At 66.0% G+C, this 10,602-nt stretch carries 19 protein-coding genes and 1 pseudogene; 4 read left to right on the top strand and 16 right to left on the bottom strand.

Going from position 1 to position 10,602, the window contains the following annotated elements; translation table 11 throughout:
* Positions 1–268 (bottom strand): HPr family phosphocarrier protein (locus H0U68_RS07235; protein ID WP_296354083.1); only part of this gene is annotated, 268 nt, incomplete at its 3' end.
* The gene (locus H0U68_RS07240; RefSeq protein ID WP_296354085.1) at positions 237–692 is read right to left on the bottom strand and encodes a PTS fructose transporter subunit IIA; all 456 of its coding nucleotides are present in this window, start codon (positions 690–692) and stop codon (positions 237–239) included. The genes H0U68_RS07240 and H0U68_RS07235, both read right to left, overlap by 32 nt.
* Before the next feature lie 61 nt (positions 693–753).
* On the opposite strand from H0U68_RS07240, the gene H0U68_RS07245 reads away from it, so the two are divergent.
* Positions 754–1,989 (top strand): CaiB/BaiF CoA-transferase family protein, encoded by a 1,236-nt coding sequence (locus H0U68_RS07245; protein WP_296354087.1) that lies wholly within the window; start codon positions 754–756, stop codon positions 1,987–1,989.
* A gap of 45 nt (positions 1,990–2,034) precedes the next feature.
* On the top strand, positions 2,035–2,535 hold the full coding sequence (locus tag H0U68_RS07250) for a TlpA disulfide reductase family protein (protein ID WP_296354089.1): 501 nt from the start codon (positions 2,035–2,037) through the stop codon (positions 2,533–2,535).
* Positions 2,536–2,595: 60 nt separating this feature from the next.
* On the opposite strand, the gene H0U68_RS07255 is transcribed toward H0U68_RS07250, so the two are convergent.
* Complete coding sequence (locus H0U68_RS07255) at positions 2,596–3,051, bottom strand: cytochrome c (protein WP_296354091.1); 456 nt, start codon at positions 3,049–3,051, stop codon at positions 2,596–2,598.
* 147 nt (positions 3,052–3,198) lie between these two features.
* Here H0U68_RS07255 and H0U68_RS07260 point away from each other — a divergent pair, with 147 nt between their 5' ends.
* Together H0U68_RS07260 and H0U68_RS07265 are read left to right on the top strand one after the other, a co-directional pair.
* Complete coding sequence (locus tag H0U68_RS07260) at positions 3,199–3,867, top strand: cytochrome b/b6 domain-containing protein (protein WP_296354092.1); 669 nt, start codon at positions 3,199–3,201, stop codon at positions 3,865–3,867.
* A 61-nt stretch (positions 3,868–3,928) separates the two neighbouring features.
* Complete coding sequence (locus H0U68_RS07265; RefSeq protein ID WP_296354093.1) at positions 3,929–4,423, top strand: GNAT family N-acetyltransferase; 495 nt, start codon at positions 3,929–3,931, stop codon at positions 4,421–4,423.
* Here the strand turns inward: H0U68_RS07265 and H0U68_RS07270 are convergent.
* The 13 genes and pseudogenes from H0U68_RS07270 to tuf form a co-directional block, all read right to left on the bottom strand.
* On the bottom strand, positions 4,420–4,926 hold the full coding sequence (locus H0U68_RS07270) for a peroxiredoxin (protein WP_296354095.1): 507 nt from the start codon (positions 4,924–4,926) through the stop codon (positions 4,420–4,422). The genes H0U68_RS07265 and H0U68_RS07270 overlap by 4 nt on opposite strands.
* Before the next feature lie 81 nt (positions 4,927–5,007).
* Positions 5,008–5,277 carry a 30S ribosomal protein S17 gene (gene rpsQ, locus H0U68_RS07275; RefSeq protein ID WP_296354097.1) on the bottom strand — a complete coding sequence of 90 codons (270 nt, stop codon included), beginning with the start codon at positions 5,275–5,277 and terminating at the stop codon, positions 5,008–5,010.
* 2 nt (positions 5,278–5,279) lie between these two features.
* Positions 5,280–5,489: a 50S ribosomal protein L29 gene (rpmC, locus tag H0U68_RS07280; protein ID WP_296354098.1), complete on the bottom strand. Its 210-nt coding sequence runs from the start codon at positions 5,487–5,489 to the stop codon at positions 5,280–5,282.
* Positions 5,490–5,501: 12 nt separating this feature from the next.
* Positions 5,502–5,918 carry a 50S ribosomal protein L16 gene (rplP, locus tag H0U68_RS07285; RefSeq protein WP_296354100.1) on the bottom strand — a complete coding sequence of 139 codons (417 nt, stop codon included), beginning with the start codon at positions 5,916–5,918 and terminating at the stop codon, positions 5,502–5,504.
* 2 nt (positions 5,919–5,920) lie between these two features.
* Positions 5,921–6,871, bottom strand: coding sequence for a 30S ribosomal protein S3 (gene rpsC / locus H0U68_RS07290; protein ID WP_296354102.1), 951 nt, complete (start codon positions 6,869–6,871; stop codon positions 5,921–5,923).
* Positions 6,872–6,883: 12 nt separating this feature from the next.
* A complete protein-coding gene (rplV, locus tag H0U68_RS07295) occupies positions 6,884–7,216 on the bottom strand; it encodes a 50S ribosomal protein L22 (protein ID WP_296354104.1) in 333 nt (110 codons plus the stop codon).
* Between the two features lie 9 nt (positions 7,217–7,225).
* Positions 7,226–7,504 carry a 30S ribosomal protein S19 gene (gene rpsS, locus H0U68_RS07300; RefSeq protein WP_296354106.1) on the bottom strand — a complete coding sequence of 93 codons (279 nt, stop codon included), beginning with the start codon at positions 7,502–7,504 and terminating at the stop codon, positions 7,226–7,228.
* A 12-nt stretch (positions 7,505–7,516) separates the two neighbouring features.
* Complete coding sequence (gene rplB, locus H0U68_RS07305; RefSeq protein ID WP_296354108.1) at positions 7,517–8,341, bottom strand: 50S ribosomal protein L2; 825 nt, start codon at positions 8,339–8,341, stop codon at positions 7,517–7,519.
* Between the two features lie 2 nt (positions 8,342–8,343).
* Positions 8,344–8,664 (bottom strand): 50S ribosomal protein L23, encoded by a 321-nt coding sequence (rplW, locus tag H0U68_RS07310; RefSeq protein WP_296354110.1) that lies wholly within the window; start codon positions 8,662–8,664, stop codon positions 8,344–8,346.
* Complete coding sequence (rplD, locus tag H0U68_RS07315; RefSeq protein WP_296354112.1) at positions 8,661–9,281, bottom strand: 50S ribosomal protein L4; 621 nt, start codon at positions 9,279–9,281, stop codon at positions 8,661–8,663. Before rplD ends, rplW begins: the two co-directional genes overlap by 4 nt.
* Positions 9,282–9,971: a 50S ribosomal protein L3 gene (gene rplC / locus H0U68_RS07320; RefSeq protein WP_296354114.1), complete on the bottom strand. Its 690-nt coding sequence runs from the start codon at positions 9,969–9,971 to the stop codon at positions 9,282–9,284.
* A gap of 186 nt (positions 9,972–10,157) precedes the next feature.
* Positions 10,158–10,469: a 30S ribosomal protein S10 gene (rpsJ, locus tag H0U68_RS07325; protein WP_145895499.1), complete on the bottom strand. Its 312-nt coding sequence runs from the start codon at positions 10,467–10,469 to the stop codon at positions 10,158–10,160.
* 4 nt (positions 10,470–10,473) lie between these two features.
* Positions 10,474–10,602: pseudogene (tuf, locus tag H0U68_RS07330) on the bottom strand (elongation factor Tu); the annotation flags it as partial.

Below are 10,602 nucleotides of genomic sequence, written 5' to 3' on the forward strand. Positions count from 1 at the left end.
ATTCGCCTTCGCCGAACTTGTCGGCAATCAAGGCACGCAGCGCGTCCATGCATTCCTGCTCGCGCTCGCCGTCGGTCTCCAGCGTCACCTCGCTGCCGACGCCGGCCGCCAGCATCATCACGCCCATGATGCTCTTGGCATTCACGCGGCGTTCGCCGCGGGCGATCCACACTTCGCAGGCGTAGCTGCCGGCCAGCTTGGTGAGCTTGGCCGAGGCGCGGGCATGCAGGCCCAGCCTATTGCTGATGGTCGTGTTCGTCTTGATCATGCTTGCGTCTGGCCTGGTTCTGGGGCGCCGTCACCGCCACCTGCATCACGCCCTGCGTGCCGCCCACCACCGCGCGCGAGACCAGCGCGTCCAGCGGCTCGTGGCGGTAGCTGACGCTGCGCAGCAGCATCGGCAGGTTGACTCCGGTGATCAGGCGCGAGCGTACGCCGTCGACAAGTTTTTGCGCCACGTTGCTGGGCGTCGCGCCGAAGATGTCGGTCAGCACCAGCACGCCTTTCACCTGCGGCGAATGCGTGAGCTGCTCCATCGCGATGCGCGCGGCGGCCAGCGTTTCCTCGGGCGACAGGTTGGGCTGCACGTCGATCGCCGCGACGCCGGGGGCGCAGTCGGGAAACACGTGCAGCGCGCACTGCCGCAGGGCGTTGGCCAGCGGCGCGTGCGCGATGATCAGGATGGCGTTCATAAGGGTGCGTCTCGATTATGCCGGTGGGGCACGGGCCGGGCACTGCCCCCACAATGCGACCATGAACGCATTGGATGGAATCCGCGTGCTCGATCTGTCCCGGGTGCTGGCCGGCCCGTGGTGCACGCAGACCCTGGCCGACCTGGGCGCGGACGTGATCAAGGTCGAGCGGCCCGGCACCGGCGACGACACCCGCACCTGGGGGCCGCCGTTCCTGCAGGACGCGGATGGCAAGGACACGGCCGAGGCAGCCTATTACCTGGGCACCAACCGCAACAAGCGCTCGCTCACCTGCGACCTGGCGCGCCCGGAAGGCCAGGCCGTGGTCCGCGCGCTGGCCGCGCATTGCCACGTGGTGGTGGAGAACTTCAAGGTCGGCGACATGGCGCGCTACGGGCTGGACCACGCGTCGCTCAAGCAGGTCAACCCGGCGATCGTCTACTGCAGCATCACCGGCTTTGGCCAGACCGGCCCCTACCGGGAGCGCGCCGGCTACGACTACGCGGTGCAGGGCATGGGCGGCCTCATGAGCGTGACCGGGGAACGGGACGACCTGGGCGGCGGCCCGCAGAAGGTCGGCGTGGCGGTGGCGGACCTGTTCACCGGCATGTACGCGGCCACCGCCATCCTGGCCGCGCTGCGCCATGCCGAGCGCACAGGCGAAGGCCAGGCCATCGACATGGCGCTGCTGGACACGCAGGTGGCGATGCTGGCCAACCTGGGCGCCAACTACCTGGTCAGCGGCAAGGTGCCGGGGCGCGTCGGCAATGCGCACCAGAACATCGTGCCCTACCAGGTGTTCGAGGTGGCGCTGTCGCCGGACGGGCAGCCCGACCACCTCATTCTGGCCGTGGGCAACGACACGCAGTTCGGCAAATTCTGCGAAGTCGCCGGCCGGCCGGAGCTGGCCGCCGACCCGCGCTTTGCCCGCAACCAGGACCGGGTGCGCAACCGCGCCGTGCTGGTGCCGCTGCTGGAAGCCATCCTGAAAACCCGCGGCAAGGCCGACTGGCTGGCCGCGCTGGAGACGGCCAAGGTGCCGTGCGGCGCCATCAACAACCTGGCCGAGGTGTTCGCCGACCCGCACGTGCAGGAGCGCGGCATGGTGGACCAATGGCCACACCCGCTGCAGCCTGGCCTGCGGCTGGTGGCCAGCCCGATGAAGCTGGGCGCCACACCGGTGCGCACCGACCTGCCGCCGCCGCTGCTGGGCCAGCACACGGACGAGGTGCTTGGGGAACTGTTGGGATATTCCTCCGATCAGATCGGGGCACTGCGCGGCATCAAGGTGGTTTGAGCACTGGCGCAGTAAACTGACACCTTCCCCTTGGGCAAGACGCTGATGCGAAGCAAACTTTTGATCGGCCTGGCCGCCGCCGCGGCAATCGGCGTCGGCGCGGCCACCTACATCGGCTCGGCCGCCGCCGCGGCGCCGGCCTCCACCTTCGTGCTGCTGGACGGCTCGTCGAAGACGACGGCGGACCTCAAGGGCAAGGTCACGCTGGTGAATTTCTGGGCGACCAGCTGCACCACCTGCGTGGCGGAAATGCCCAGCATCGTCTCCACCTACGACAAGTACAAGGGCCGCGGCTACGAGACGGTGGCGGTGGCCATGAGCTACGACCCGCCCAGCTACGTGGTGAACTACACCGAAACGCGCAAGCTGCCGTTCAAGGTCGCCATCGACAACACCGGCGCCGTCGCCAAGGCCTGGGGCGAGGTGCAGCTGACGCCCACCAGCTACCTGGTGAACAAGCGCGGCGAGATCGTCAAGCGCTACGTCGGCCAGCCCGACTTCGCCGAGCTGCACCAGCTGATCGAGAAGCTGCTGGCCGAAACCTGAATCCCCGGCCCAATAAAAAAGCCCGGCACGCGTGCCGGGCTTTTTTATTGGCGCGAGCCGTTACTGCGAACGGAAGGCGTCGTGGCAGGTCTTGCAGCTGCCGGCCGTGGACTGGAACGCCGCCTTCAGGGTGTCCAGGTTGTTGGTCTTGGCGGCCACCAGCAGCTTGCCGGTCTCGGCGATCATCTTGTCGCTGTGCTCCTTGAACCTGGCCTGCTCGGACCAGATTTCGGGCTTGGCTTTGGTCGAAAGGCCCTTGTCGGTACCGGGACCGAAGCCGGCCCAGGGCAGCTTCGCCATGTCGGCCACGACTTCGGCGTTGTCCACCGCCGCCTTCGCGTCGTACGGCACCCGGCCGTTGGCCATGGCGCCGATGCGGCCGAAGTGCTGGGCCATCACGAACAGGGCGCTCTGGCGGTACTTGATCGCGTCTTCCGGCTTGGCGAACTGTGCCGAGGCGGGCGCGGCCAGGGCGCAGGCGGCTGCGGCAATGGCGAGCGAGGCGGCAAGTTTCATGAATCTTCTCCTATGGGCTGTAAAAATTTGGCATGCGCCAAGCAGCTGAGTGTGCCCGCTGCCGAAAAGTTCTGCACGCGGCCGCGAACTCGGGAATTCACTAACATCCGAGCTGGCCCGGCGAGGGCCTCACGACAAAGGAACAACATGGCGAACACCGTCCGGGTCTGGGACCTGCCCACACGGCTCTTTCACTGGGGCCTGGTGGCCTGCATCATCGGCTCGGTGACCACCGGCTACATCGGCGGCGGATGGATCGAGTGGCATGCGCGCCTGGGCTACGCGGTGCTCGCCCTGCTGCTGTTTCGCATCGTCTGGGGCCTGGTGGGTGGCCGCTGGTCGCGCTTCGCCAGCTTCGTGCGCGGCCCGGGCAGCGTGGCCGCCTACCTGCGCGGGCAGGGGCATCCGGACCATCTGGTCGGGCACAACCCGCTGGGTGCGCTGTCGGTGCTTGCCATGCTGGCGGTGCTGCTCGCGCAGGTGGGAACGGGCCTGGTCGCCGACGACGAGATCTCGTTCACCGGGCCGCTCAACCGCTTCGTGGCCAGCGCCAAGGCGCTGAAGGCGACCTGGTACCACAAGGAGGTCGGCCAGTTGCTGATCATCGCGCTGGTGCTGCTGCACCTGGCCGCGGTGCTGTTCTACCTCTGGAAGAAGCGCGACAACCTGATTCGCCCGATGGTCATCGGCGACAAGCAGCTGGACCATGCCGCCCCGTCCTCGCGCGACGACGCCCTCACCCGGCTGGCTGCCCTGGTGCTGCTGAGCGTGTGCGCTGCGGCCGTGGCATGGCTGGTCGGGCTGGGCGCCGGCTGAGCATGCATTTGGATGGCGGGGTGGGTAAACTGGGCGCCCCGCCACTCCCCTTCCCGTGCCCGTGGACGCAGCCACTCCACTGATCCAACTCGACGCACCGCACACCGCCGACGACCTCGACGCGTTGCGTGCCGCCTTCCGCGAATACGCCCAGAACCTGGGCGTCGACCTGTGCTTCCAGCACTTCGACCAGGAGCTCGCGCAGCTTCCCGGCGAGTACGCTGCGCCGCGCGGCGCCCTGCTGCTGGCGCGGGTGGACGGCGAAGTGGCCGGATGCTGCGCGCTGCGACCGCTGGACGCGGCCGACTACCCGAACGCCGCGGAGATGAAGCGCCTGTACGTGCGCAAGGCGTTCCGCGGTTTCGGCCTGGGCCGGCACCTGGTCGAGGCCATGCTCGACGCGGCCCGCCAAGCCGGCTATGCCAGCGTGCTTCTGGACACGCTGGACGACATGGAGGCGGCGCGCGCCCTGTACGAGGACCTCGGTTTCGAGGCGATCCCGCCCTATTACCACAACCCGATTCCGGGCGCGCACTACCTCAAGGTCGATCTCTAGCCCTTGGCCTGCGCGAGCATCGTGCCAGCATCGCTGACCTCGAACTTGCCCGGGCCTTCCACGTTCAGCGTGGCGACCTTGCCGTCCTTCACCAGCATCGAGTAGCGCGCGCTGCGCAGGCCCATGCCGCGAGAATTGAGGTCCATCGTGAGGCCGGTGGCCTTGGCGAAGTCGGCGCTGCCGTCGCCCAGCATGCGCACCTTGCCCCCGGTCTTCTGGTCGCGCGCCCAGGCGCCCATCACGAACGCGTCGTTCACGCTCACGCACCAGATCTCGTCCACGCCGGCCTGCTTCAGGTCGTCGAACTGCTGCACGTAGCCCGGCACGTGCTGGGCCGAGCAGGTGGGCGTGTAGGCACCCGGCAGGGCGAAGACCGCGATGGTCTTGCCGGCGGCCGCTTCGCGCACCTTCACCGGGTTCGGGCCGATGCTGCAGCCGTTGCCCTCCACTTCCGAGTATTCCTGCAGCGTGACGTCGGGCAGCGCATCTCCAACCTTGATCATGGTGTTCTCCTTGAGGGTTCGTGTGGGAAAAAAAGAAACGGCCCACATTGTGGGCCGTTCGGGGGTCTTGCGCCGAAGGGGTTAAACCTCGGCGGCCTTCTCGACCAGGCGGGTCGCAACCCAGTTCTTGGTCTTCGAGAGAGGCCTGCTTTCCGTGATCTCGACCACGTCGCCGGTATGGAAGTCGCCGTTCTCGTCGTGCGCGTGGTACTTGCTCGACTTCATCACGATCTTCCCGTACAGCGGGTGCTTCACACGGCGCTCGATCAGCACGGTCACGGTCTTGGCACGCTTGTCGCTCACCACCTTGCCGACCAGGGTGCGCTTGAGGGAGGTTTTTGCTTCCGTCATGTTCACTCCTTAGTGGCGGATTCTGCGCGCTTCTGAGCCAGGATGGTCTTGGCGCGGGCGATATCACGGCGCGTGATGCGCAGCGTGGACGTGTTGTTGAGTTGCTGCGTGGCCTTCTGCATGCGCAGGCCGAAATGGGCGCGCTGCAGATCCTTCACTTCGCCTTCCACGCCGGCAACGTCCTTTTGGCGGAGATCATTGGCTTTCGTCATTTCATCTCCTCCTCAGGTGCCGATCTGGCGGGTGACGAACGTGGTGCGCAGCGGCAGCTTGGCCGCGGCCAGCTTGAACGCTTCGCGCGCGAGTTCCTCGGGCACGCCGACGATCTCGAACACGACCTTGCCCGGCTGGATTTCGGCCACGTAGTACTCCGGGTTGCCCTTGCCGTTGCCCATCCGCACTTCAGCGGGCTTCTGGGAAATCGGCTTGTCCGGGAACACGCGGATCCAGATGCGGCCGCCACGTTTGACGTGGCGGGAGATCGCGCGGCGCGCGGCCTCGATCTGGCGCGCCGTCAGGCGGCCGCGGTCGGTGCACTTCAGGCCGAAGTCGCCGAACGCCACCGAGTTGCCGGTGGTGGCAACGCCGGTGTTGCGGCCTTTTTGCTCTTTGCGGAATTTGCGACGAGCGGGTTGCAGCATGATTACTCTCCTTTACCGTCGGCGGCGGGAGTGCCGGCCGGCGCGGTACCCGTCTTACGGGGGACGCGCTTAACGGTAGATTTCGGCGCATCTGCGCCTTGGGTTGCTTCTGCGGGCTTGTCGGCACCGTCGGCGGGAGCCACGTTGGTGTTGCCGGACATCGTCCGGCCACCGCCACCGCTGCCGCCAGCACCGCCGGGACCACGCGGGCCGCCACGGCCGGGGCCGCTCGGACGGCGGTCGCCGTCACGGCGCGGACCACGCGGGCCACGGCGCTCTTCGCCTTCGGGGCGCGGGGTCGAGTCGAGGGACGGCGCATCGCGCTGGCCCAGGGTGTCGCCCTTGTAGACCCACACCTTGACGCCAATGACGCCGTAGGTGGTCTTGGCTTCGGAAAAGCCGTAGTCGATGTCGGCGCGCAGCGTGTGAAGCGGCACGCGGCCTTCGCGGTACCACTCGCAACGGGCGATCTCGATGCCGTTGAGGCGACCCGACGACATGATCTTGATGCCCTGCGCGCCCAGGCGCATCGCGTTCTGCATGGCGCGCTTCATGGCGCGGCGGAACATGATGCGCTTTTCGAGCTGCTGGGTGATCGAGTCGGCGATCAGCTGGGCATCGACTTCGGGCTTGCGCACTTCCTCGATGTTCACTGCCACCGGAACGCCCAGGCGCGTGGCCAGTTCGCGCTTGAGGTTCTCGATGTCCTCGCCCTTCTTGCCGATCACCACGCCCGGACGCGCCGAGTAGATGGTGATGCGGGCGTTCTTGGCGGGGCGCTCGATCAGCACGCGCGACACCGCGGCGTTCTTCAGCTTGATCTTCAGGTATTCGCGGACCTTGATGTCCTCGGACAGCATGGTGCTGAAGTCGCGGTTGTTGGCATACCAGCGGCTGTTCCAGTTGCGGGTGACAGCCAGGCGGAAGCCGGTCGGGTGGATTTTTTGTCCCATAGTCTTCCTGCCTTAGTTGCCCACGGTCACGTACACATGGCACGTGCCCTTGCTGATGCGGTTGCCGCGACCCTTGGCCCGCGCCGTGAAGCGCTTGAGCACGGTGCCCTGCTCCACGTAGATGGTCTTGACCTTCAGCTCGTCGATGTCGACGCCGTCGTTGTGCTCGGCGTTGGCGATTGCCGACTCCAGCACCTTCTTGATGATGACGGCACCCTTTTTCTGGGTAAAGGCCAGCACGTTCAGCGCCTGGTCCACCTTCTTGCCGCGGATCAGGTCGGCCACGAGGCGGCCCTTGTCGACCGACAGGCGCACGCCGCGGAGGACTGCACGAGTTTCAGACATGGTTCATCCTCACTTCTTCTGGACTTTCTTGTCCGCGGGGTGGCCCTTGAAGGTGCGCGTGAGGGCGAATTCGCCCAGCTTGTGGCCCACCATCTGGTCGGTGATATAGACCGGTACGTGCTGCTTGCCGTTGTGCACGGCGATGGTCAACCCGATGAAATCGGGCAGGACCATGGAGCGGCGCGACCAGGTCTTGATCGGCTTTTTGTCCTTGATGGCAACGGCCTTGTCGACCTTGGCCACCAGGTGGTGATCCACAAACGGACCCTTCTTGAGAGAACGCGTCATTTGTGCGACCCCTTATTTCTTGCGACGCGAGACGATGAACGTCTGCGTGCGCTTGTTGTTGCGAGTGCGGTAACCCTTGGTCAGGTTGCCCCACGGATCCACCGGCGGCTTGCCCGTGCCGGTGCGGCCTTCGCCGCCGCCATGCGGGTGGTCGATCGGGTTCATCGCGACGCCGCGCACCGTCGGGCGGATGCCCATGTGGCGCTTGACGCCGGCCTTGCCGAGCTGGCGCAGGCTGTGCTCTTCGTTGGCGACTTCGCCGATGGTGGCGCGGCACTCGATGTGGATCCTGCGGACCTCACCGGAGCGCATGCGAACCTGGGCGTAGGTGCCTTCGCGGGCCAGCAGCGTGGCCGAGGTGCCGGCCGAACGCGCGATCTGCGCGCCCTTGCCGGGCTGCAGCTCGATGCAATGGATGGTCGAACCCACCGGGATGTTGCGGATCGGCAGCGTGTTGCCGGCACGGATCGGGGCTTCCGCGCCGCTCACCAGCGTGGCGCCCACTTCCAGGCCGCGCGGCGCGATGATGTAGCGGCGCTCGCCGTCGGCGTAGCACACCAGGGCGATGTGCGCCGTGCGGTTCGGGTCGTACTCGACGCGTTCGACCTTTGCCGGGATGGCGTCCTTGTTGCGCACGAAGTCCACCACGCGGTAGTGGTGCTTGTGGCCGCCGCCCTTGTGGCGCACGGTGATGTGGCCGTTGTTGTTGCGCCCGGCCTTCTGGAACTTGGGCTCCAGCAGCGGCGCGTACGGATCACCCTTGTGCAGGTGGTCGCGTGTGACCTTCACGACGGCGCGCTGGCCGGCGGAGGTCGGTTTCATCTTGACGACTGCCATGGTTAAGCGGCCTCCCCGGAGAAGTTCAGCTCTTGGCCAGGCTGCAACGTCACATACGCCTTGCGGATGTTGTCGCGACGGCCGATGGAGCGCCCGAATTTCTTCTGCTTGCCCTTGATGTTGAGCACGGACACGCCCTTGACTTCCACCTTGAACATCAGTTCGACGGCGGCCTTGATCTCGGGCTTGGTGGCGTCCTGCAGAACCTTGAAGGTGACGGCATTGGACTTGTCGGCCACATGCGTCGCCTTCTCGGAGACGATGGGGGCGATCAGCACGGCCATCAGGCGGCCTTCGTCAAACTTTTTGGATGCCGCGGTCATGCAAACATCTCCTTGAGCTTGTCCATTGCGCCCTTGGTGACGAGCACTTTCTTGTAGTGCACCAGGCTCAACGGATCGGCGTAACGCGGCTCGACCACGAGCACGTTCGCCAGGTTGCGCGAAGCCAGGTACAGGTTCTCATCGACCTCGTCGGCGATCACCATCACCGACTCCAGGTTCATGGCCTTGAACTTGGCGGCCAGCTGCTTGGTCTTGGGGCTGTCGACCGTGAGGGACTCGACAACCGCCAGGCGCCCGTCGCGGGCCAGCTGGGAGAAGATGGACGCCATGCCGGCGCGGTACATCTTCTTGTTGATCTTCTGCGTGAAGTTCTCTTCCGGGCTGTTCGGGAAGATGCGGCCGCCCCCGCGCCACAGCGGCGAGGACGTCATGCCGGCGCGGGCGCGGCCCGTGCCCTTCTGGCGAAACGGCTTCTTGGTGGAGTGCTTGACCTGCTCGCGGTCCTTCTGGGCGCGCGTGCCTTGGCGCGCGTTCGCCTGGAAGGCCACCACGATCTGGTGGATCAGCGCTTCGTTGTAGTCGCGGCCGAACACGGTCTCGGGGACGTCCACCTTGGAAGCGGCCTGGCCCTGCTCGTTCAGGAGTTCGAGTTGCATTTACTTCGCTCCCTTCGCGGTCACGACGACCGGCTTGGGCTGGCCCTTGACGGCGGGCAGCACGGTCACGAAGCCGTTCTTGGAGCCCGGCACCGCACCGCGGATCAGCAGCAGCTGGCGCGCTTCGTCCACGCGGATCACGTCCAGGTTCTGGGTGGTCACGGTGACGTCGCCCTTGTGGCCGGACATCTTCTTGCCCGGGAACACACGGCCCGGATCCTGCGCCATGGAAATCGAACCCGGCACGTTGTGCGAACGGCTGTTGCCGTGCGAGGCGCGCTGGGATTTGAAGTTGTGGCGCTTGATGGTGCCCATAAAGCCCTTGCCGATCGAGGTGCCCTGCACGTCGACCTTCTGGCCAACGGTGAACAGCGCCTGGACGGGGACTTGCGCACCAGCCTTGTATTGGCCGGCGGTGTCGGCGTCGACACGGAATTCGCGGATGATTTCACCGGCTTCCACTCCCGCCTTGGCGAGGTGGCCGGCTTGCGGCTTGGTCACGCGCGAGGTGCGGCGCGAACCGTACGTGACCTGCAGGGCCACGTAGCCGTCTGTCTCTTGGGACTTGACCTGGGTCACACGGTTGTTGGACACATCCACCACCGTGACGGGAACAGCATCCCCGTCATCGGTGAACAGGCGCATCATGCCCACCTTGCGGCCCAGCAACCCGAGGCTGCTCAGACTCATGTTCTTACTCCGTTACTTTCGCCGCAGCCGCTGCAATTGGCTTCTGCGTTTGGTGTGCGAAAGAGGGTTGATAAAGCTTCACCCGCAATACGGGCGAAGCCGGCGATTGTAGCAGTCTTCATGCCCACCTGCCAAGCAAGAAAAAGGCCGCCCGAAGGCGGCCTTGCAAGATCGGTCTGCCGCGGATTACTGCAGCTTGATCTCGACGTCCACGCCAGCCGGAAGATCCAGCTTCATCAGCGCGTCGACGGTCTTGTCGGTGGGGTCGACGATGTCCATCAGGCGCTGGTGGGTGCGGATCTCGAACTGGTCGCGCGAGCTCTTGTTGACGTGCGGCGAGCGCAGGATGTCGAAGCGCTTCATGCGCGTCGGCAGGGGAACGGGACCCTTGACGATGGCGCCGGTGCGCTTGGCGGTGTCGACGATCTCGGCTGCCGACTGGTCGATCAGCTTGTAGTCGAAGGCTTTGAGGCGAATGCGGATTTTCTGCTGGGCCATCGCATCACTCCATGATCTTGGCGACGACGCCGGAGCCGACGGTCTTGCCGCCTTCGCGGATGGCGAAGCGCAGGCCTTCTTCCATGGCAATCGGCGCGATCAGCTTGACCGTGATGGTCACGTTGTCGCCGGG

It is taken from the genome of Ramlibacter sp., assembly GCF_013697775.1.
GTDB lineage: Bacteria > Pseudomonadota > Gammaproteobacteria > Burkholderiales > Burkholderiaceae_C > Ramlibacter.

Coding starts and splice junctions, on each gene's coding strand:
- rplB (WP_296354108.1), bottom strand. CDS start 8,341: ATGGCAGTCGTCAAGATGAAACCGACCTCCGCCGGCCAGCGCGCCGTC.
- H0U68_RS07245 (WP_296354087.1), top strand. CDS start 754: ATGAACGCATTGGATGGAATCCGCGTGCTCGATCTGTCCCGGGTGCTG.
- H0U68_RS07255 (WP_296354091.1), bottom strand. CDS start 3,051: ATGAAACTTGCCGCCTCGCTCGCCATTGCCGCAGCCGCCTGCGCCCTG.
- rpsC (WP_296354102.1), bottom strand. CDS start 6,871: ATGGGACAAAAAATCCACCCGACCGGCTTCCGCCTGGCTGTCACCCGC.
- rplV (WP_296354104.1), bottom strand. CDS start 7,216: ATGTCTGAAACTCGTGCAGTCCTCCGCGGCGTGCGCCTGTCGGTCGAC.
- H0U68_RS07240 (WP_296354085.1), bottom strand. CDS start 692: ATGAACGCCATCCTGATCATCGCGCACGCGCCGCTGGCCAACGCCCTG.
- rplP (WP_296354100.1), bottom strand. CDS start 5,918: ATGCTGCAACCCGCTCGTCGCAAATTCCGCAAAGAGCAAAAAGGCCGC.
- rpsJ (WP_145895499.1), bottom strand. CDS start 10,469: ATGGCCCAGCAGAAAATCCGCATTCGCCTCAAAGCCTTCGACTACAAG.
- rpsS (WP_296354106.1), bottom strand. CDS start 7,504: ATGACGCGTTCTCTCAAGAAGGGTCCGTTTGTGGATCACCACCTGGTG.
- rplW (WP_296354110.1), bottom strand. CDS start 8,664: ATGACCGCGGCATCCAAAAAGTTTGACGAAGGCCGCCTGATGGCCGTG.
- rpmC (WP_296354098.1), bottom strand. CDS start 5,489: ATGACGAAAGCCAATGATCTCCGCCAAAAGGACGTTGCCGGCGTGGAA.
- H0U68_RS07260 (WP_296354092.1), top strand. CDS start 3,199: ATGGCGAACACCGTCCGGGTCTGGGACCTGCCCACACGGCTCTTTCAC.
- H0U68_RS07270 (WP_296354095.1), bottom strand. CDS start 4,926: ATGATCAAGGTTGGAGATGCGCTGCCCGACGTCACGCTGCAGGAATAC.
- rplD (WP_296354112.1), bottom strand. CDS start 9,281: ATGCAACTCGAACTCCTGAACGAGCAGGGCCAGGCCGCTTCCAAGGTG.
- H0U68_RS07250 (WP_296354089.1), top strand. CDS start 2,035: ATGCGAAGCAAACTTTTGATCGGCCTGGCCGCCGCCGCGGCAATCGGC.
- rpsQ (WP_296354097.1), bottom strand. CDS start 5,277: ATGACGGAAGCAAAAACCTCCCTCAAGCGCACCCTGGTCGGCAAGGTG.
- rplC (WP_296354114.1), bottom strand. CDS start 9,971: ATGAGTCTGAGCAGCCTCGGGTTGCTGGGCCGCAAGGTGGGCATGATG.